This window comes from Microvirga massiliensis, from assembly GCF_001006805.1.
GTDB lineage: Bacteria > Pseudomonadota > Alphaproteobacteria > Rhizobiales > Beijerinckiaceae > Microvirga > Microvirga massiliensis.
The window spans coordinates 1-18,840 of record NZ_LN811358.1 but is presented as its reverse complement, the minus strand read 5'-3'; the positions used below and the strand labels follow the sequence as shown (position 1 = coordinate 18,840).

The window sequence follows — 18,840 nt, the reverse complement described above, 5'->3', positions numbered from 1 at the left end:
TCAAAGTGGGAACTTGGTGAAGCATGCGGGACGTCTGCTTGGAAGCCGTCAGCAGCTATAAGCCGGCTCACCCTGGTGATCCTGAACAGCGCTTGTGAAGAAATGTCTGGAGTGGGCTTCACACTGGCACATCATAAATGACCGGCGAGTGCCAAGACCTGTCATCCGCAGGCCAATTGGCGAACGGCTTGTTCCCACCAAGGGCGACCCTGCCTTATGGACCCTTTGACATCGAGAGGCAGATGAGGCGTGGCCTTAAGTCCGAAGTGCGCTGGCGATCGGAGAAAGTCGCCGAACACGTCGAGGCTCGGTGACGCTCTGATAACACCATCCGCGGCCGAATAAGCGACGTGTGGCGGAGCGATTCCATCCTTTCTCAGGCTGCCGAACAGTCGTTGCACAAGTTCCGGAAGACGCCCGGACATGATAATGTTTACCCCACCATCATGGGAGGGTGCGTTTGTCTGAAATGCAAGTCAGCTCCCTTTCCTCGGCAGAACACCTTCACATCCCGAGCGGCGAAGGCCAAGCCTTCTGGGGACCCGGCGACCGCTGCACATTCCTTGTGACAGGCCGCGGAAACAGCGGCGGGTGCTTCATCGTCCATTGCATCGTTGCTCCTAGTGGCGGGCCGCCGCACATCCATCATCGTGAGGATGAGTTCTTCTACCTGCTCGAGGGGGAATTGTCCGTCACGGTCGGCGACCACACCGTCCAGATCAGCAAGGGCAACTTTGTTACGGCGCCTCGTGGCGTGGTCCACACCTACCGCGATGTTGGTGCCGATAATGCACAGATGCTGGCGGTGTTTACGCCGGCCGGCATGGAAGGGTGGTTCCAAGATGCGTTGGATCCTGCCGGAGACCAATGCGGCCTGGCACCGCCTCCAACAGCAGAACTGAACGCGCGCATGCTGGCCGCGGGACCAAAGCATGGGGTGGAGTGGGCTTAAACGGCACAGCAGGCGCAGCTCTTACCCATATGTCGGCGAACGAAGGCAGGCATTGGAATGGCGATCGGGGAGGCTCGATGATGATGACGATCCCTGCCATAGCGGCCGATGAACTCGGAAAGCATCTGGCCGGCGACTTCCGGCGGCTGTTTGGATCCTCGCACCAGGACGAGGCCGAACGGCTCGACGGCATCGCGCGGGTCGCGTTGGAATGCCTCGGCAAAAGTGACGCCCTCTACCACAATGTCGAGCATACATTCTTGGTCACTCTGGTCGGGCGAGACATCATCCGCGGACGCATGCTCACCGAACGACTCGAGCCGGAGGACTACTCGCACCTGATCGTCGCCTGCCTTTTGCATGATATCGGCTATGTCCGCGGTATCCTGAAGGGCGACAACAACAACCAATTCATCGTCGATGCAGATGGGCGCACGATCACGCTGGAACGCGGGGCATCGGATGCGGCGCTTGCACGCTATCATGTGGATCGTTCCAAGATCTTTGTCATAGAGCGGCTCGGGCGGTCACCGACGATTGATGCTGATCGAGTAGCCAGAGCCATCGAGTTCACCCGGTTTCCGGCGTGCCGATCGGCGGAGGAGGCACCGGAGGACCCGGAGGGTCGTCTCGTCCAAGCGGCTGACCTGATCGGGCAGCTCGGCGATCCCCTCTACCTGAAGAAGGCGAACGCGCTATTCTACGAGTTCGAGGAGATCGGCCTGAACCGCCAGCTCGGCTACAACTCGCCTGCCGACCTCGTGGAACGTTATCCCGACTTCTACTGGACCAGTGTCTCACCACAACTGAGCGAGGCAATCGCCTACCTGAATGTAACGGCAGCAGGACGGCAGTGGATCGCAAACCTGCACAGCCATGTGTTCTGCGTCGAACACGCATATACCCTCATGGGGCCACAGCGATGAGTTCTGCCGCGCCTGCGGCTCGAAACCTCGAGATTATCCTGCCTGGCCGACACTGGAGCGGCTGGCGGATGAGACTCAAACTCTCGATCCCCAAGCCGGAAACTGGTCGAGCGGCTTGCTTTCGTCTCGGCATCAAGAAGGCCTTCTACTCCGATGGCTCCGTTCGAGAGGAACCGATCGAACCCACGCAGACCGGTTCGGCGGATCCGAACCGCTAGAGGACTATCAGGTCGTGGTTGGCAGTAGAGCGTCCCACCAGTCAACGTCGTCCACGTTCCGGTCGCTCCTACCGCGAGGGCAACAAGGCTTCGTTCTTGTCCTGCCATTGCTTGTGTTACGGAGCCGTCAGCTGTTGTTTGATCGTCCGCTCGATCCAGGCGGTTGGGAGACCATGAGTTTTAACACGGCCTGGACCCCTTGCCGAGTCGTGTGATCGGCGCCACCCAAAGGGCAAGAACCAGTTGCATCCGATGACTACTTCGCCACGCTGGACGTGATCGACCCGATGACCTCGGAAGCCTTGTCGAAGGCCTCCTTGCGGTCAGCGATGCCATGTCGCCGGGCGATGTAAGCGAAGTCATTGTAGACCGCCCAGACATCTCCCTTCTCGTCCTCGAGAACGAGGAGCCGAACCGGCCAATCGATGCCCGCGAGCGGGTTGGACGTGATGAACTGGGAGCCGAGGGCCGGATTGCCAAAGACGAGCAGAGTCGATGGACGAAGTTTGATACCTGCCTCGCCGGCGAGTTTCGCCTGGTCAACGGCAAAGAAGAACATGATGCCCTTCTGAGCGACATCCTGCTTGATCCGGTCGATCGTCTCGGCCACCGGATAATCGCTCTTCACCTTCACGATCCCGTTCTCGAAAACCTGCCGGGCCGGGCTTTCCGCCCTGCTCGATGCGGAGGACAGAGCGAGCGCGGCCGGCACGAGGGCGGCCATCACGAGACTTGCGATGCGGAGTGTCATAGGAATGCTCCAGCTTGCCGCCCACGCACCGCGCGTGAGCCACGAGATCAAGCATGACGAGGTCTCGCCCACTCGCGAAATGCCGAGTGGCTCCCAATTCCATGCGGAACGGCTATGGCAGGCTGCACTTCGAACAATCTCCGCGGATGCAGCCATCATAGACCCCCGCTATCGGGTCGATCACCGTTCAGTATTTCACCGCTGCGGCACGCTCCTGAATCATGCTCCCAGGTGGCTCCCACTACTGAGAGCCACGTGAAAGCAGGAGACAGCCATGACCACCAGGATCACTCTCTCTGTCGCGGGCGCCATGGCGGCCGCCCTCGGACTTGCCGCAACTGCGGCCAGCGCCCAGCCCAAGCCGCCGCCAACCTCCGATCAGGAGAAGTGTTTCGGCATTGCCCTCAAAGGTCAGAACGACTGTGCGGCGGGCCCGGGCACCACCTGCGCGGGCACGTCCAAGGTCGATTATCAGGGCAACGCCTGGAAGATCGTCCCCAAGGGCACCTGCACGACCGTCATGGTACCGGGCAGCCGGGCCGGCAGCCTGCAGGCTCTGAACCGCGATCTTCCTCCAGCGTGACGTTCCGAGAGAGTCACGTCGGACCGTCTTCTCGACGCTTCTTCCCGACCTACCGGCATCGGGCGTCGCTTACAGCCGGGAGGCTGGCAGCCTCCCGGCTCCAAACGGAATCAGAGGAACCATGTCACTCACCTCTGTCGTTCGGCACGATATCTCCGCGTTGCCAGCCCGTGCCGGGTTGGGCCTCAAGCCGCAGCACTACGCGGAGATCCTCGCGACCTCGCCGCGGATCGGCTTCTTCGAAGTCCATGCCGAGAACTACATGGGGGCTGGCGGCCCGCCGCACCGCTACCTTGAGCAGATCCGCGCGCGCTATCCCCTCTCGCTGCATGGCGTCGGGCTCTCGATCGGCGGCGACCAACCTCTCGACCGAGAGCACATCGCCCGGTTGCAAAGGCTAGTCGAGCGCTATCATCCGGAATCCTTCTCCGAGCATCTGGCTTGGTCGACACATGACACCATCTTCCTCAACGACTTGCTGCCAGTCCCGTACGATCGCCAGACCTTGAGGCGGGTCAGCGAACATATCGACCAGGTTCAGTCGGCGCTCGGACGGCGCATGCTGCTCGAGAACCCATCCACCTATGTCGCGTTCGAGCAGACCGAAATCTCCGAGATCGAGTTCCTGTCGGAGGTCGTGCACCGAACTGGATGCGGATTGCTGCTGGACGTCAACAATGTCTTCGTCTCGGCAACCAACCACACGTACGATGCGACTGCATATCTCGATGCTTTTCCCGTCGAGCATGTCGGGGAGATTCACCTCGCCGGCTTCGCCGAAGACACCGATGATCACGGTGATCCACTGCTCATCGATGCTCACGGCACCCCGATCGCGGATGTCGTCTGGAAGCTGTACGAGCATGCTCTCGAACGCATCGGTCCGGTTGCGACACTGATCGAGTGGGACAATGACGTTCCATCCTTCCAGGTTCTCCTGGATGAAACCCGCAAGGCGGACCGCGCCATCGCCGCGATGGCTATGGTCGCATGAGGCTACCATGACATCGCTCTGGACTCTTCAGGAAGAGTTTTCCCTCGCCCTGCTCGATCGGACGCGCGAAGCGCCCGCCGGACTTCGAACGCCGAGCCAGCAAGCAGAGCGACGCTTCGACGTCTATCGGAACAATGTCTTCGTGAGCCTGATCGAGGCGCTCGCGACCCGGTTTCCCGTGTGCCAGGCGCTTGTCGGAGACGAGTACTTCCGCGCTATGACGCGAGTCTACATCGCATTGTCGCCACCCCGCTCGCCGCTGCTCATGAAGTATGGAGATGATTTCGGCGACTTCATCGACACGTTCCCGCCGGCCCGGTCGGTGCCGTATCTAAGCGATATGGCGTGCCTAGAGGCCGCGCGCACCCGTGCCTATCACGCAGCCGATGCGAAACCTTTGAGCATCGCGGCGCTGGCGTCTCTGTCCTCGTGCGCATGGTCGCAAACCCGAGTTGTCCTTCATCCCTCGGTCGAGATCGTCCGGTCGCCCTACCCGATCGTGACGATCTGGGAGGCACATGCCGATCCAGACGGGACACAGGCCATCGATGGCTCCGTAGCCGAGGATGCACTGGTCATCCGGCCGGACCTCGAGGTGGAGATTCACCGGCTGCCGGCCGGCGGCGCGGAATTCGTGTCGATGCTCCTGCACGATTCAACGTTCAGGGAAGCAGCTGGCGAGGCTGTTGGCGCTGATCCTCGGTTCGACCTCGTTGCCAATCTGGCCGGCCTCATCATGAACAGGATCATTGTCGGGCTCTCGAGCGAGGAATGCCGGCCGGTGATGCGGGATTGACTGCGACGCATCCTTCATCTCGCTCTCGACAATCAGCCGAAAGCCCGGCCGGGGAATACCTCCGGCCGGTATGCTGTCGCGAAGTGCCTCCACGAGTCGCCCACCTCTTATCGGCTGAACGCGGGGGCTGGACTCGTCCGGAACAGCAGGTGATCGAGGGAGACCACTCCGGGACCGCGGGTGATGACGACGAGAAGCGCGGTCGCCCAGAGGATGTGCTCGGGCCAACCGCTCGGATAGACGGACTGGATCACTGCCGTCATGGCCAAGAGCCACGCAGCCGAGAGGCGCGAGGCCAATCCAACGATCAGCAGCACCGAGAACAGATTCTCGGAAATGGTCGTCACATAGGCCGCCACGTCCGGCGGCAGCAGCGGCACCATGTACTCCTCCCGGAACAGAAAGAAGGTCGAGTCCTTGATGTGGAGGCCCTCGATCTTGGTTTGGCCCGAGCGCCAGAAGACGCCTGCGACGGCAACGCGGGCCGTGAGCGAGACAAGGCTGTCGGGAATGGCCTGGGCAAGTGCGATACCGCGATGTGCCAGAGATTCGATAGACATGGGTCGACCTCCTGTAGTGCAAGGCTGGCCCCCACGACCGGCCTTGCTATCATCACACCACCGGGCCAACCGGAGCTGAAATATCGAGGACTCATCGAACCCATAGTTCTCGACTATCGGGCATTCCTGCCGCTGTGACCGCCAAGCGACCTGGGCTCGCAGGGCGAGAGAGCACGGGCTCGGCGGCCTTGCGGTCGTGTCATAGCTCCGCGACATGGTTCGCCCGCTTCAGCCGGAAACAGCGATCCGCTAATACGGGGTGCCCTCGGCTCGCTGACGGCGCAGGGCTTGCGCATACCACACAAACTCGTCGACGAAGCGCTTAGCGGCTTGGTCGAGCCAGGATTGCTGAGGGGCGCCTTCCTCGTCGAGTGCCGTTCCGATCTTCGGGATGGGCAGCAGCGACGAGATGCTCGGCATTCCGAGTTCGCACAGAAGCGCCCGCAACTGCATGGCTGCCCTGACTCCACCGAACTGGCCGGCGGAGTAGCAGACGATGGCGGACGGCCGCCAGAAGTACTCCTCGAGAAAGTGATCGAGCGTATTCGTCAGCGCCGGCGGGATGCTGTGGTTGTACTCGGCCGAGACGATGACGAAGCCATCAGCCCGGCGGAACAGATCCGCGAGTCGTTCCAGCACGTCAGGAGCCTCACCCTTCGGGTATTCCTTGTACATGCGGTCGAGGAGAGGCAGCTGTAACTCCAGCGGGTCCACGAGCGGCGCTTCGCATCCGCGGGATTCAAAATGGCGCATGATGAAGCGGGCAGCGCGGATTCCCTGTCGGTCCGAACGGACCGATCCCAAGATGACCGGCAGAAGAAGCGACATGGTATTCTCCTTCAGAACCAAGCGGACTTCCTGTGACCCAAGAGGGTCACAACGCCGATCCGGTTTCAAATACTTGCCGGCTATGAAGTCGATGAGTGCCTTGGACGGAGGCTGCCATTTCGTTGGATCCGACCGTCAGCTTTTCAAACCAAGCGATAGAAGCCCGGCATGGCGGCCATAGGAGGATGGTATTTTATTTCGACAGAGCGAGCCGGGAGAATCCAGGTCATTTCCACGGGAGGACCACATGGCGGATATCACGAAGACGATGCTACGGCCCCGCGTCGTGATCGTCGGCGGCGGTTTCGGCGGCCTGACGGTGGCGCAAGGCTTGGCCAACGCACCAGTCGACCTGACCGTTGTCGATCAGCACAACTATCATCTATTTCAGCCTCTGCTCTACCAGGTCGCCACCGCGGCCCTCTCACCAGCGGACATAGCGTCGCCGATCCGCGCCATTCTCCGGAGGCAATGCAACACTTCGGTCATGCTCGCAACGGTGACGGGAATCGATGCGACCCGGCGCGAAGTCGTATCGGGCGAGCGCCGGATCCCCTTCGACTATCTCGTTCTCGCGACCGGGGCGCAGCATGCCTATTTCGGCCATGACGGCTGGGAGGCCCATGCCAAGGGCATTAAGAAGATCGACGATGCCACCTTCCTGCGCCGCAAGATCCTGCTTGCGTTCGAGAGGGCCGAACTCGAGACGGATCCCGAGGAGCGCAACCGTCTGCTCACCTTCGTGGTGGTCGGCGGCGGCGCGACGGGTGTCGAGATTGCCGGTGCCATGGCGGAACTCGCATGCAAAGCCCTCGCGTCGGATTTCCGCGTCATCGATCCCGCTCATGCCCGCATCATCCTGGTCGAGGCCGGACCGCGCCTGTTGCCGACCTTCCACGAGCACCTCTCCAAAGCAGCGAGGCACTCGCTTGAAGCGCTCGGAGTCGAAGTCCGGCTTTCGACCACGGTCACGGGCTGCGACGAGGCCGGTGTCTCATCAGGAACGGGGCGGATCGAAGCTCGGACTGTCGTGTGGGGCGCGGGCGTCCAGGCGTCCCGTGCTGGTGAATGGCTGCAGGCCGAGACCGACAGGGTCGGTCGCGTCAAGGTCGCGCCGGATCTCAGCGCCCCTGGACATGCCAACATCTTTGTTATTGGCGATACCGCCCACGTGCTCGGCATGGACGGCAAGCCGCTCCCGGGTGTCGCACCGGTCGCGAAGCAGGAAGGCAAGTACATCGCAAAGCTCATCCGGGCCAGGATCGCTGGGCGCGAGCATCCGCCCTTCCGTTATCGCGACCCTGGCTCGCTGGCGACCATCGGACGGAAGCAGGCTGTCGTGCAGTTCGGCCGCGTCCGGCTCAGTGGTTATCTGGCTTGGTGGCTGTGGAGCCTCGTCCACATCTACTTCCTGATCGGCTTTCGCAACCGCCTGGTGGTCGCGATGAACTGGGCCTGGACCTATGCCAGTTTTCAGCGAGGCACGCGTCTGATCACAGGACCGGATCCCGAGACCGGAGAAAAGGAGCCGAGCTCCGTGATGGCGGTGCTACCCCGGGGAGCGACGTAGTCCTATTCGGCCGCCGCGAGGACAGGTTCGGCAGCCGCTCGCTCCCTCTCCGCACCGATAGCGATCGCAGGCTGGCCAAGCCAGCGGGCACGCATCGCCTCCTTCACGAGGGCGCCTACGGCAGGCGAGTGTGGGCGCCCACGCACGGTCACAAGGTTGACCTCGCGCCAGAATTCCGGGTCAACCATTGGTCGGGCTGCCACCATCGGATGCTTGGCGCAGCTCTGAGGCATGAAGCCGAACCCGAGACCAGCCGCGATCATCGCGAGGATCCAATCATCGCGCTCGCTGCGATACACCATCTCGCACCCCTCGAAGCCGTTCTCCCGCCAGATCGCACCCGCATATCCATAGAACTCGCAGCTGATCCGGTTGAGATAGCGACCGCCGGTGAGATCTCGCGGGCAGATTGCGTTCCGGGACGCCAGCGGGTGGTCTGTAGAGACCACGATCATGAACTGCTCGCGGAACAGCGGTATGTAATGCAGCCGCTCGTCCGGGTCTTTTCCCGGGATGCAGTAGATCGCGACTTCCAGATGACCGTTTAGGAGGCGATCCTCCAGGTCCGCCGCGCTCGCATCGATGATCTCGAGCTCGATCCCGGGGTGGCGCGCCTGCAAACCGCTGACGAGGTCGAGGAGCTCGTCAGGCTGGATGGTGCACATTACTCCGAGCTTCAGCGGAGTCTTCCTGAGCTTGCCGAAGTCGAGCGCCTGACGCTTGGCCTCCTGCGTTTTCGCATAAACCTCTTCGAGGTAAGGCTGCACCGTGCGACCGAGCTCCGACAGATGCGTGTTCGCGCGCTCCCGATGAAACAGAGGGCCGCCGAGTTCCTCCTCGAGAAGCTTGATGGCGCGGGTGAGCGACGGCTGGGCGACGTTGCAAAATTCCGCCGCCCGCGTGAAGTTGAGCTCCTTGCTGACGGCCAGGAAGTACCGGATCTGGTGCATCTCCATGAGAGTCTCCGTCGATTGTGCCCCCGATGCCGTGATCGCTGCAGATTACCGCCTGTCGGCTTTCGGTGGTGATAGCTGCTGGCTATCGAATTGAGGCCCGCTCGGCATTTCAAATTCGCACTCGCTCGTCCGACGATCTCCATCGCCGCCCCGCGCCAGCTCCATCTGCTTGCCTCCATTTGCGCGGCGGAACTGAGGAGACCTCGACATGCGCAACGGAACCCAAATTCCTCTCATCGTCCAGCGCCGCCTGTGCGCGGCCGCCCTCCTGACGAGCGCCTTCTTCCTAGCCACCCCGGCGAGCGCCGGAGAATGCCCGGCCGACAAGGTCAGCCCCGGTTTTCGGACATCGGGTGAGACGAAGCCCAAGGGCGTGACGGATACAGTTCTGGCCGCCATCGACCTCTCCAAGGAGAAGGTGAACCTCACAGAGCGCCAGATGCGGATCCGCAGGCTGGTGGTTCAGCCCGGCGGCATCGTGCCTTGGCACAGCCACGCAGACCGGCCAGCCCTGATCTACATCGTCTCGGGTTCGATCCAGGAATACGCCAGCAACTGCTCGGTGGGGATCGAGCACAAGGCCGGCGAAGTCTCGATCGAGAAGCTCGGAGTCGAGCACTGGTGGAAGAACACCGGCAAGGTCCCGGCCGTGCTCCTGTCCTCGGATATCTTCCACGAAATGAAAAAAGAGGACGAACACACGATGTGACCGTCCGGTCGGGACATGAAGCCGGTCGGGACATGAAGCGTCCGGCATTCCGCGCCGGGCGCTGATTGCTCAATCCCATGGAGGTGTCATGACGGACCTCAGGCGGAGCCAGACCATGCCGATGCACAATCATCATCAAGGCGCACTCATGCGCACCCTCCTGATCGGCCTCATCGCCTTCCTGACAGTGGTCGATCTGTTCGGAACGCAGGCGATTCTGCCGGCGTTGACGCGGGCCTACGGCGTGACTCCGGCCGCGATGGGTTTCGCGGTGAACGCGACCACGATGGGGATGGCGGCGGCCTGCCTTGCGGTCGCCTATTTCAGCAACCGGATCGACCGCCGGCGCGGGATTCTCGTCAGCCTCACGATCCTTGCGATTCCCACGGCCCTTCTCGCAGTAGCGCCGGATCTCACCACCTTCACGTTGCTGCGGATCGCTCAGGGCCTGTGCATGGCGTCGGCGTTCACGCTCACACTCGCTTATCTGGGCGAGCATTGCAGCGCCATGGATGCCGGCGGAGCGTTCGCCGCCTACATCACCGGGAATGTTGCGAGCAACCTGTTCGGCAGGCTCATTGCGGCCGGGCTCGCCGACCATCTCGGCCTGCCGGCAACGTTCCTGACGCTTGCCGGGCTGAACCTACTCGGCGCCGCAATAGTTTATATCTGGCTGACCCAAGCCGCCCCGATGGAGGCGCAAGACGAACCGGCTCGATCGCCGCTTTCGATCTGGGCCGAACATCTGCGCAACCCGCTCCTGCGTCCGAGCTTCGCCATCGGCTTCTGCATCCTGTTCGCGTTCATCGGTACCTTCACCTACGTGAACTTCGTTCTCGTCCGCGAGCCGATCGCGATCGGACAAATGGCCCTCGGCTTCGTTTACCTCGTCTTCGCGCCGTCGATCGTCACGACGCTGTTCGCCGGCCGTGCCGTGCAGACCTTTGGCACGCGTCCGACCTTCTGGGGATCCTTGGCGCTCGCCGGAGCAGGGCTCCCTCTGCTGGTCATCCCAAGTCTCCCTGTTGTCATGGCGGGATTGACCCTCGTTGGAATCGGCACTTTCTTCGCTCAGGCCACGGCAACCAGCTTCGTCAGCAAGGCTGCCACTACTGACCGAGGTTCTGCCAGCGGGCTCTATCTCGCATCCTACTTCTTCGGCGGTCTGGTCGGCAGCGCCGTGCTCGGCCAGGTCTATGACCACTATGGCTGGCCGCTCTGTGTTGCCGGAATCGGGCTTTCGCTCGCTGTCGCAGCGCTCCTGGCCTTCCGTCTGAGAACGACCGTCGACATAGCTTCACTGCGCATCACAGGTGGCGTTCCGGCCGCGTCCTCGGGAACTCTTCCGTAGAGACGAGCAATCTAAGGGAAGCTCGATAGCAGCCCTCTATCGTTGCGGCAGAAAGACGGCATTTCAGCCCGCTGCTTCTGTCGGCCATCATCTCACGGGTCGGATCGAGATCCGGCTCGGGCTCAACAGGAGAATCACCATGAACGTCGAATTCGCCAATCCAGCCATGGAGTCCGCACGGATCCTGGAAAGCAGGGTCGCAATTGTCACCGGATCCACCAGCGGGATCGGCCTTGGTATCGCCCGGGCCTTCACGGTGGCAGGTGCCTCGGTCGTCCTCAACGGGTTTGGTAAGCCTGAGGAGATCAATGACACGGTGGCCAGCCTCGCCGACGGAAGGGGCACTCGGGCAATCTATTCGGCAGCGGACATGTCCAAGCCCGACGAGATCGCCGAGATGGTCAGGACGACCATTGAAACGTTCGGCCGCCTCGACATCCTGGTCAACAATGCTGGCATCCAGCACGTCAGCCCGGTCGACCAGTTCCCGGTCGAGAAGTGGGATGCTGTGATTGCGATCAACCTTTCCTCGGCCTTTCACACGATCCGTGCCGCGCTGCCCGAGATGCGCCGGTCAGGCCGTGGGCGGATCATCAACATCGCCTCTGCCCATGCCCTCGTGGGCTCTCCGTTCAAGGCAGCCTATGTCGCGGCCAAGCACGGGATCGTCGGCCTCACCAAGGTCGTGGCGCTCGAGACCGCGCAGGAGAAAATCACCTGCAACGCGATCTGCCCCGGCTATGTCTGGACCCCTCTCGTCGAGGCGCAGATCGAAGGGCAGGCGAAGGCGCACGGCATTCCGCGCGAGGAGGTTATTCGGGACGTCCTCCTGGCCCAGCAGCCCAACAAGCGCTTTGCCACGGTGGACGAGATCGGAGCTTTCGCGACGTTCCTGGCCAGCGATGCCGCCGCCTCGATCACGGGCGCTGCTTTGCCGGTCGATGGTGGCTGGACCGCTCATTGATCTCCGATTCAGGAACATGAGGGAGGACATCACGATGAAACACGTGAAGCCAGATGTCTTGAAGGGGGGCGGGAGCTCCGACGAGGCGCTGAGGGCAGAACTGGAGCGGACTGGAACCCCATCATCCGCCATTACGGAACGACCAGTGCCGCGGACACCACGAACTCGCCCGCGCCACATTCCGGAGGAGCTCGGCCAGATCGTCCTGGTCCTGCAGGGCGGCGGTGCGCTCGGGGCCTATCAGGTAGGAGCCTATCAGGCCCTGCACGAAGCCGGAATCGAGCCCGACTGGGTAATCGGCACCTCGATCGGTGCGATCAACGCCAGCCTGATCGCCGGAAACGCGCCGGAAGACCGGATGGCCCGTCTCCGGGAGTTCTGGAGCCGCATGCAGCATAGCCCCTGGATGGAACTGCTCGGCGCTTGGCCCTTTGTCGGCCCCTTGGCCTGCAACCTGATGACGGTCGCTCATGGGATTCCGGCGTTCTTCAGACCGAACATGCCGGCTTTCCTCGGGCCGCACGTGCCTCTCGGGACGGATGCGGCCGCTTATTATGACACCGCGCCACTCGCCACGACTCTGAGCGAACTCGTCGACTTCGGGCGGCTGAACGGCGGTGAAACGCGCCTGATGGTCGGAGCAGCCAACGTCCGCACCAGCGAGATGCGATACTTCGACAGCCGTGACATGAGGCTTGATATACGTCACGTCATGGCGTCCGGCGCCCTCCCCCCGGCCTTCCCGGCCGTACGGATCGACGGCGACCTCTACTGGGATGGCGGCATTCTGTCGAATACGCCGGTCGAGGCCGTGTTCGACGACAATCCGCGACGGAACTCGGTCGTCTTCGCTGTCCATATCTGGAACCCGCAGGGCTCCGAACCGGAGACGATCTGGCAGGTCATGAGCCGCCAGAAGGATATCCAGTATTCGAGCCGGGCCATCAGCCACATCGCCCGGCAGAAGCAAATCCACCGCCTCCGTCACGTGATCGCCGAACTCGAGCGACGCTTGCCCGAAGCCGAGCGGCGCAGTCCGGCGATCAGGGAACTTGCCAGCTATGGCTGCCTGACCCGGATGCATGTGGTACGGCTGCTCGCGCCACCCCTCGATGGCGAGGACCACACCAAGGACATCGATTTCAGCCCGGCCGGCATCCGCAAGCGTTGGGAGTCCGGCTATGCGGATGCGAGCAGGGTCCTCGAACTGGCTCCGTGGTCCGGCGACTTCGACCCGGTTGAAGGCTTCGTCCTGCACGAGGCAGGACCCGGCGTGATGATAACCGCTGCCTGAGGAAGCAAGCCGCGCAAACCGGCAGATGCCAGGCTTCGGTCGTCCTGAATCGGAGCGCCCACGGATCCGGACGGCCTTGCCTGAAGTCAAAGCTCACATCCAGGTTTGTGGGGTTCCGCATGTCGCCTGGCGTTCTCTCTCGACTGCTAAGGCAGGCTCGCCGAACCAGCGTGTCCGCATCGCCTCGCGCACGAGCGCTCCAACCGCCGGCGAGTGGGGGCGCCCCCGCACGGTAACGAGGTTCACCTCGCGCCAGAATTCCGGCTCGATAATGGGCAGCCCCACGACTGCAGAATGATTGACGGAATTCGCAGGCATGAAGGCCCAGCCGAGACCGGACGCGACCATCGCCAGAGTCCAGTCGTCCCTTTCACTCCAGTAGACGGCGGTGCATTTGACGTTCTGAGCCTGGAACACGGGATCTGCATAGCCCGCGAACTCGCAGTTCGTTCGATGAATGTAGCACTCGCCGTCGAGGTCCTTGACGCGGACGGCATTCCTGCTCGCGAGGCGATGTCTCGCCCCGAGGGCCGCTACGATCTGCTCCCGGAAAAGCGGCAGGACATGAAGCCGATCGTCCGGCTCGTGACCGGGCAGGCAGTAGATGGCAACTTCGAGATCGCCTTGGAGCAAGCGCTCCTCGAGTTCCCAGCCATTCGCGTCCGAAAGCTGCAACTCGATTTCCGCGTGCCGAGTGCGCACCGAACCGATCAGCTCGATGATCTGGTTTGGAGCGATCGTGCACATGATCCCGAGTTTCAAGGGCACATGGCGCAGGCGCCGGAAATCGCCGGCCTCGCGTTTGGCTTCGGCCATCTCACGATAGATCTGCTCGAGATGCGGCCGGACGATTCGTCCGAGCTCCGACAGATGCGTATTGGCGCGCTCGCGGTGGAACAGCACGCCCCCGAGTTCCTCCTCGAGCTGTCTTATCGCCCGCGTCAAGGACGGCTGGGCCACGTGGCAGCGCTCGGCCGCACGGGTGAAGTTGAGGTCCTCGCACAAGGCAAGGAAATAGCGGACCTGATGCATTTCCATGGCGGCGACCCCGAACATGGGCCCGTGACAGCCGATGAGTCGTATGCTCGTATCGGAGGGGAATACTACGCGCCCGACTGGCGGATTTGAGGCACGATCCGATGGCCCCTGGCGGCGTGTCCTATGGTCGTGATGCTGGATAGCGTGGCTCGCCCATTCGGGTAAGTTCCAGACGTCATCGTCCGTGGTGCGGCGCCTGTCCTTCCATGACGCCGGTCGTCCACTGGTCTCCGGCTCCAGATCAGGCGAGGGCTCGTGTTTCAGCGAGGCTTTGGCTGGCTCTGCGGCTCGCCCGGGCACAAACCAGGACGGCGTCGTCCATCAATCCCCTTTTCCGGCCTCGCTCTCGAAATCGCATTTACCGGAATCCGTTTGGCGCGCTCCAATGAACGAGCCTGCAGGGTTGGGAGAAACGAGAAACTTGGTTTTCTCCAGCAACTCACGCGAGCGGCTCAGGGTCTCCTGCGCAAACTGGAGAACTTTCTCGTCGTAGGCCGCGCGACGGTAGCGGCGCGTGAGTGTCTCGGGAGTGTCGGGCATGACGTGCTCCAGCCTAGCAGGCGGGAGCAGGCGGGTCTCTCAGCCACCGGCGCCTACGGATTCGGATCGGCCGGTGATGGAGCCAATATGCGCCCATCCGGACCGGAAGTCCAACCGCGGCCGTTGAATCGCCCCTGCGCGATCGTTTTGCTGGTTTCGTCTTTTCACGCCCTTTCCGCGTCATTTGCTCGATGAGCGCCATCTCCTGCAGATTCCGTGTTGCGTCGCGTTCAGCGAGACACTCGCCAGATCCGGCCTCCGGCATCATCGGAGACCACGATCGATCCGTCCGGTAGTTCCTTGACGTCGACCGGGCGGCCGATGCCGCGCAGGAATCTCTGTCCGTTTCCGGACGACGCGCTGCCAATGCGCAGCCGCACGACCTGGTATCCGACCGGAGTGCTGCGATTCCAGCTTCCGTGTTCGGCCACCAGCGCTTCGTCGCGCAGCTCCGGAAACATGGCACCGTGATAGAAGTGCACCCCAAGAGTCGCGACATGCGCCTGGAACTCATATACCGGCGGGGTTTGCGTCGCGGGTGGCGTCGCCGTCTCGAAGCCGCGCAACCGCACCCGACCTCCGAAATACGGGAAGCCGTAGAAGGCATCCGGTCGCAGGGCGTTGAGTTCGTCGGGTGGAGTGTTGTCTCCCATGCCGTCGGCGCCATTGTCGGTGAAATACATAACGCCGCCGCTCCAGTCGAAACCGACCGAATTGCGAATTCCCCAAGCGACGCGCCGAAGATCTCCTCCATTGGGGCCGATGCTGACGATCGTTCCCTGCAATCCCTGAGGCCGGCAGATGTTGCAGGGCGAACCGATGGCAATGTACAGGCGGCCGTCCGGCCCGGCCTGGATGTAGCGCAAGCCGTGATGCGCCAGATTGGGCAGCCCGGTTTGCACATCGACACGATCGGCAAGCCCGCCCCCGGGTGTCGGAGTAGAGGCCGAGACGCGGTCGCGCGAAGCGACGTAGAGTCTGTTCCCCAGGCAGGCAACGCCATTGGGAGCGGTGAGGCCGGAGGCGGCTCGTACCGCGCGCCCACCCGACAAAGGCACTCCATAGACCGCATTTCCCGTGGTGCCGACATAGAGTGCTCCACCGCAGATGGCCATCGCGCGAGCAGCCGGCACGCGGGCGAAGACTTCGACGCGATCACCGCGCGATGTACTGGCAACCTGGCCGTGGCACGGCGCCTGCAACAGAACGGCGAATGCAAGACCGGCAAGGGCTGAAAAGCTGGATTGCCTCCTGAAACGCATGATCACCTCCCGACTGAGCCGAGTTGATGCTCCAGGCTGCAATGGTGTCGTGAACTCCGATGCCTGTTCGCCGACATCCTCTCGATCGCCCGGTGAACGTGAGTCTCGCAGGACAAATCGACGCCGAAATGAACGCGAAAGCTCGTCCGAGCATTCGCTGCGCCGAACCGAAGCTTCTTTGATCTATGAAAGAGCAGGAAAGCTTCGGATCGTTCAACTCCCTCTCGGATACGAGAAACTGGAGAGCACCGTCCGTTAGATCCGCATCGAATCTGACGATGCAATTGCGCTCGCCAAGCAGATGAAGCGGTAAGGAACCGGCAGCCCCCTTTGAGCTGCCAGCCCGTTTCAGCTCCGACCTGATTGTGCACGGCCGCTCTGTGCCAGACGTAGGCGCTTCCGTCTTCGTGCGATCCGCTCAATGCGCCAGCGGATCTGACCGCACCTGGATATGCACGGCGCGTGGCTTGGAGCCCTTGCCGCCTTCCTTCAGCCATGGGGTACGGTCGCCGTTCGTGCTCCACAGCCCGCGGCCCTTCCAGCCGGCGTTCGGGTCATCGATGCGTCCGTCCAGGCCTTTCGCGAAAAAGCCCAGCGGGTACGGGATGCGCAGCATGACCATCTGCCCATCCTTGAACGCAACGAAGCCGTCATTCAGGTTGGCGGTCGAGATCGGGATGTTCTCGCCCAGCCCGACCGTGTTGTGGTGATCGACCCAGGTATAGTAGCTCGCCTCGCCACTGCCATTCTCAAAGCCCTCGAAAGCCGGGCCCGGATACTTGTGGAACGCGAAGCCTTCCAGGCAGTGATTGCCGGTCGCATTCGGCCCATTGAGGGAACCCTTGCACTTGCTCCGGTCGAAGCTGACGAGAGTACCGTTCGAGCCCGAGCCCCAGAGCACGCCGTTCCTGTCGATGTCGCCGCCGCGCACCCCAATGCCTTCCTGCGGAAAACAGGTTCTGAAGAGAGGAAATGAGGATGATTACACGTCGACTGCTACTCGGTTTACTCGGGGCCGCGGCGCTCACCTTCGGAGGGCTCTCTGCTTCTTCGACACTGGCCTTCTCGCCCGAGTCTCGCTCGGCGAAGCTCGATGAGGCCCTTCGCGGACTCGTCGAAGGCCGCAGCACCCCCGGCATTGCGGTGCTGATCCTCCAGGATGGCCGTCCGGTATACAAACGCAGCATGGGTGTGCGTGAAGTCGGCGGCACCACACCCATCGGCGAGAACGATATGTTCCGCCTCGCCTCTATGACGAAGGCTGTCACCTCAGTCGCCGCCATGATCCTGGTCGAGGAGGGCCGGATCAGTCTCGATGACCCTGTCAGCCGCTATCTCCCCGAGTTCGCCAATCTCCGCGTGCGCCCGCCGGAGGGCGACGAGGCCCCCGCCACGAGACCACCTACGATCCGGGAACTGCTGACCCACACAGCTGGATTCTCGTACAACTTCATCAACAATCCGCGGCTCGTTGATGCCTACCGCGAGGCCCGCGTGACCGACGGGCTCGACCAGCCCGATGTGACGACGGCCGAGGCAATGAAGCGGCTCGCCTCGGTGCCGCTCGGTTATCAGCCCGGGACGAGCTGGGAATACTCGCTCGCCACTGACGTGCTCGGAGCGGTGATCGAGAAGGTGACGGGGGGCACCCTCGGCGCCTTCGTGACGGAGCGGATTGCGAGGCCGCTGCGCATCGAGAGCTGGGTGTTTAACGCGCCGGAGTCCATGCGTGAACGATTCGTGCCAGTGACCCGCCCGGCGGAGAGTACGGGTCAGCTCGGCACCGGCTATGTCCCTGTGAAGGCGGTCGAGGCCATACCCTATCCTGCGACCAAGGGCACTGCCACACTCGATCCGAACCGCGTCTTCTCACAGACCGCCTACCACTCGGGCGGCGCAGGGATGAGCGGGACGCTCGGCGACTACGCGCGCTTCGCGCAGATGCTCCTGAATGAGGGCGAACTCGACGGCGCGCGCGTGCTCCGCGCCGAGACGGTTCGGCAGATGACGCAGAACGCCGTCGGCAGCATGCCGACGCTCCGCGGGCCGGGCTGGGGCTTCAGCCTCGGCTTCGGCGTGGTGACCGACCCGGCGGCTGCGAAGACTCGCCTGCCGGCCGGCAGCTACGGCTGGGGCGGAATTTATGGCACGCAGTTCTGGGTCGATCCGACGAACCGCGTGGTCGGCGTCATCATGACCCAGACGGCTGTCATTGGCTCCGGTCCGATTGCGAACCCCGTGCGAGAGGCCGCCTACGCGATAGACTGAAGTCTCGTATCAATCATCCCTATCCCATGCGTCGGCGTAGGATAGGGATGACGCAGTTGCAATGGCTCGTGCGCTCCTCTGTGAAGCGATAGAGGCCGCTTGCATTCAGCTGTAGAAGTTCAGACTTAATCGGACAGGTTGGGGTGTCGGCTCCGCTGTGCCTCTCCTCTATGCCACCGCCGGCAGGACCTTTTCCCGGGCGACTGCGATGGCATCCCGAAAGGTCTGCATCGGGGTCTACCATAGCACCAGCGGCCCTGGTGTGGACGCGTCTCGTTGT

Annotated in this window: 19 protein-coding genes; 11 read left to right on the top strand and 8 right to left on the bottom strand. The window is 62.7% G+C overall.

Annotation, left to right across the window (positions count from 1 at the left end; translation table 11 throughout):
• Positions 1 to 454 precede the first annotated feature (454 nt).
• Both BN1233_RS24325 and BN1233_RS24320 read left to right on the top strand, forming a co-directional pair.
• On the top strand, positions 455 to 952 hold the full coding sequence (locus tag BN1233_RS24325) for a cupin domain-containing protein (protein ID WP_156312690.1): 498 nt from the start codon (positions 455 to 457) through the stop codon (positions 950 to 952).
• A gap of 80 nt (positions 953 to 1,032) precedes the next feature.
• On the top strand, positions 1,033 to 1,878 hold the full coding sequence (locus tag BN1233_RS24320; protein WP_046866532.1) for an HD domain-containing protein: 846 nt from the start codon (positions 1,033 to 1,035) through the stop codon (positions 1,876 to 1,878).
• Between the two features lie 474 nt (positions 1,879 to 2,352).
• Here the strand turns inward: BN1233_RS24320 and BN1233_RS24315 are convergent, their stop codons facing one another.
• On the bottom strand, positions 2,353 to 2,847 hold the full coding sequence (locus BN1233_RS24315; RefSeq protein ID WP_046866244.1) for a DUF302 domain-containing protein: 495 nt from the start codon (positions 2,845 to 2,847) through the stop codon (positions 2,353 to 2,355).
• Between the two features lie 274 nt (positions 2,848 to 3,121).
• On the opposite strand from BN1233_RS24315, the gene BN1233_RS24310 reads away from it, so the two are divergent.
• The 3 genes from BN1233_RS24310 (at position 3,122) to BN1233_RS24300 (ending at position 5,220) form a co-directional block, all read left to right on the top strand.
• On the top strand, positions 3,122 to 3,430 hold the full coding sequence (locus BN1233_RS24310) for a BufA1 family periplasmic bufferin-type metallophore (RefSeq protein WP_046866243.1): 309 nt from the start codon (positions 3,122 to 3,124) through the stop codon (positions 3,428 to 3,430).
• A 121-nt stretch (positions 3,431 to 3,551) separates the two neighbouring features.
• Entirely contained in the window at positions 3,552 to 4,424 is an 873-nt protein-coding gene (gene bufB, locus BN1233_RS24305) for an MNIO family bufferin maturase (protein WP_046866242.1), read from the top strand.
• Between the two features lie 7 nt (positions 4,425 to 4,431).
• The gene (locus BN1233_RS24300; protein ID WP_046866241.1) at positions 4,432 to 5,220 is read left to right on the top strand and encodes an HvfC/BufC N-terminal domain-containing protein; all 789 of its coding nucleotides are present in this window, start codon (positions 4,432 to 4,434) and stop codon (positions 5,218 to 5,220) included.
• Between the two features lie 107 nt (positions 5,221 to 5,327).
• Here BN1233_RS24300 and BN1233_RS24295 read toward each other — a convergent pair whose 3' ends face one another.
• Both BN1233_RS24295 and BN1233_RS24290 read right to left on the bottom strand, forming a co-directional pair.
• A complete protein-coding gene (locus BN1233_RS24295; RefSeq protein ID WP_046866240.1) occupies positions 5,328 to 5,780 on the bottom strand; it encodes a DoxX family protein in 453 nt (150 codons plus the stop codon).
• A gap of 249 nt (positions 5,781 to 6,029) precedes the next feature.
• Positions 6,030 to 6,608 (bottom strand): NADPH-dependent FMN reductase, encoded by a 579-nt coding sequence (locus tag BN1233_RS24290; RefSeq protein WP_046866239.1) that lies wholly within the window; start codon positions 6,606 to 6,608, stop codon positions 6,030 to 6,032.
• A gap of 247 nt (positions 6,609 to 6,855) precedes the next feature.
• Here BN1233_RS24290 and BN1233_RS24285 point away from each other — a divergent pair, with 247 nt between their 5' ends.
• Positions 6,856 to 8,178 (top strand): NAD(P)/FAD-dependent oxidoreductase, encoded by a 1,323-nt coding sequence (locus tag BN1233_RS24285; protein ID WP_046866238.1) that lies wholly within the window; start codon positions 6,856 to 6,858, stop codon positions 8,176 to 8,178.
• Positions 8,179 to 8,180: 2 nt separating this feature from the next.
• Here BN1233_RS24285 and BN1233_RS24280 read toward each other — a convergent pair whose 3' ends face one another.
• On the bottom strand, positions 8,181 to 9,134 hold the full coding sequence (locus tag BN1233_RS24280; protein ID WP_046866237.1) for a LysR family transcriptional regulator: 954 nt from the start codon (positions 9,132 to 9,134) through the stop codon (positions 8,181 to 8,183).
• Between the two features lie 208 nt (positions 9,135 to 9,342).
• Between BN1233_RS24280 and BN1233_RS24275 the strand changes: the two genes are divergently transcribed.
• From BN1233_RS24275 to BN1233_RS24260, 4 genes are all read left to right on the top strand, one after another.
• Entirely contained in the window at positions 9,343 to 9,843 is a 501-nt protein-coding gene (locus BN1233_RS24275; RefSeq protein ID WP_046866236.1) for a cupin domain-containing protein, read from the top strand.
• An 88-nt stretch (positions 9,844 to 9,931) separates the two neighbouring features.
• Complete coding sequence (locus tag BN1233_RS24270; protein WP_082145638.1) at positions 9,932 to 11,194, top strand: MFS transporter; 1,263 nt, start codon at positions 9,932 to 9,934, stop codon at positions 11,192 to 11,194.
• Between the two features lie 139 nt (positions 11,195 to 11,333).
• Entirely contained in the window at positions 11,334 to 12,158 is an 825-nt protein-coding gene (locus BN1233_RS24265) for a 3-hydroxybutyrate dehydrogenase (protein ID WP_046866235.1), read from the top strand.
• Between the two features lie 34 nt (positions 12,159 to 12,192).
• Positions 12,193 to 13,452 carry a patatin-like phospholipase family protein gene (locus BN1233_RS24260; protein ID WP_082145657.1) on the top strand — a complete coding sequence of 420 codons (1,260 nt, stop codon included), beginning with the start codon at positions 12,193 to 12,195 and terminating at the stop codon, positions 13,450 to 13,452.
• 93 nt (positions 13,453 to 13,545) lie between these two features.
• Here BN1233_RS24260 and BN1233_RS24255 read toward each other — a convergent pair whose 3' ends face one another.
• From BN1233_RS24255 to BN1233_RS24240, 4 genes are all read right to left on the bottom strand, one after another.
• Positions 13,546 to 14,490, bottom strand: coding sequence for a LysR family transcriptional regulator (locus BN1233_RS24255; protein ID WP_046866529.1), 945 nt, complete (start codon positions 14,488 to 14,490; stop codon positions 13,546 to 13,548).
• A gap of 321 nt (positions 14,491 to 14,811) precedes the next feature.
• Entirely contained in the window at positions 14,812 to 15,030 is a 219-nt protein-coding gene (locus tag BN1233_RS43255) for a hypothetical protein (RefSeq protein WP_048708304.1), read from the bottom strand.
• A gap of 230 nt (positions 15,031 to 15,260) precedes the next feature.
• Positions 15,261 to 16,292, bottom strand: coding sequence for a PQQ-dependent sugar dehydrogenase (locus BN1233_RS24245; protein ID WP_052763910.1), 1,032 nt, complete (start codon positions 16,290 to 16,292; stop codon positions 15,261 to 15,263).
• A gap of 418 nt (positions 16,293 to 16,710) precedes the next feature.
• Positions 16,711 to 17,223: a hypothetical protein gene (locus tag BN1233_RS24240; RefSeq protein ID WP_046866233.1), complete on the bottom strand. Its 513-nt coding sequence runs from the start codon at positions 17,221 to 17,223 to the stop codon at positions 16,711 to 16,713.
• A gap of 47 nt (positions 17,224 to 17,270) precedes the next feature.
• On the opposite strand from BN1233_RS24240, the gene BN1233_RS24235 reads away from it, so the two are divergent.
• Positions 17,271 to 18,560, top strand: a complete 1,290-nt coding sequence (locus BN1233_RS24235; protein ID WP_048708306.1) for a serine hydrolase domain-containing protein — start codon at positions 17,271 to 17,273, stop codon at positions 18,558 to 18,560.
• Positions 18,561 to 18,840: the final 280 nt, after the last annotated feature.

What these genes read in the sequence shown, in the direction of transcription:
- BN1233_RS24320 (WP_046866532.1), top strand. Translation starts at nt 1,033, where the DNA reads ATGATGACGATCCCTGCCATAGCGGCCGATGAACTCGGAAAGCATCTG.
- BN1233_RS24315 (WP_046866244.1), bottom strand. Translation starts at nt 2,847, where the DNA reads ATGACACTCCGCATCGCAAGTCTCGTGATGGCCGCCCTCGTGCCGGCC.
- BN1233_RS24310 (WP_046866243.1), top strand. Translation starts at nt 3,122, where the DNA reads ATGACCACCAGGATCACTCTCTCTGTCGCGGGCGCCATGGCGGCCGCC.
- bufB (WP_046866242.1), top strand. Translation starts at nt 3,552, where the DNA reads ATGTCACTCACCTCTGTCGTTCGGCACGATATCTCCGCGTTGCCAGCC.
- BN1233_RS24300 (WP_046866241.1), top strand. Translation starts at nt 4,432, where the DNA reads ATGACATCGCTCTGGACTCTTCAGGAAGAGTTTTCCCTCGCCCTGCTC.
- BN1233_RS24295 (WP_046866240.1), bottom strand. Translation starts at nt 5,780, where the DNA reads ATGTCTATCGAATCTCTGGCACATCGCGGTATCGCACTTGCCCAGGCC.
- BN1233_RS24290 (WP_046866239.1), bottom strand. Translation starts at nt 6,608, where the DNA reads ATGTCGCTTCTTCTGCCGGTCATCTTGGGATCGGTCCGTTCGGACCGA.
- BN1233_RS24285 (WP_046866238.1), top strand. Translation starts at nt 6,856, where the DNA reads ATGGCGGATATCACGAAGACGATGCTACGGCCCCGCGTCGTGATCGTC.
- BN1233_RS24280 (WP_046866237.1), bottom strand. Translation starts at nt 9,134, where the DNA reads ATGGAGATGCACCAGATCCGGTACTTCCTGGCCGTCAGCAAGGAGCTC.
- BN1233_RS24275 (WP_046866236.1), top strand. Translation starts at nt 9,343, where the DNA reads ATGCGCAACGGAACCCAAATTCCTCTCATCGTCCAGCGCCGCCTGTGC.
- BN1233_RS24270 (WP_082145638.1), top strand. Translation starts at nt 9,932, where the DNA reads ATGACGGACCTCAGGCGGAGCCAGACCATGCCGATGCACAATCATCAT.
- BN1233_RS24265 (WP_046866235.1), top strand. Translation starts at nt 11,334, where the DNA reads ATGAACGTCGAATTCGCCAATCCAGCCATGGAGTCCGCACGGATCCTG.
- BN1233_RS24260 (WP_082145657.1), top strand. Translation starts at nt 12,193, where the DNA reads ATGAAACACGTGAAGCCAGATGTCTTGAAGGGGGGCGGGAGCTCCGAC.
- BN1233_RS24255 (WP_046866529.1), bottom strand. Translation starts at nt 14,490, where the DNA reads ATGGAAATGCATCAGGTCCGCTATTTCCTTGCCTTGTGCGAGGACCTC.
- BN1233_RS43255 (WP_048708304.1), bottom strand. Translation starts at nt 15,030, where the DNA reads ATGCCCGACACTCCCGAGACACTCACGCGCCGCTACCGTCGCGCGGCC.
- BN1233_RS24245 (WP_052763910.1), bottom strand. Translation starts at nt 16,292, where the DNA reads ATGCGTTTCAGGAGGCAATCCAGCTTTTCAGCCCTTGCCGGTCTTGCA.
- BN1233_RS24235 (WP_048708306.1), top strand. Translation starts at nt 17,271, where the DNA reads ATGATTACACGTCGACTGCTACTCGGTTTACTCGGGGCCGCGGCGCTC.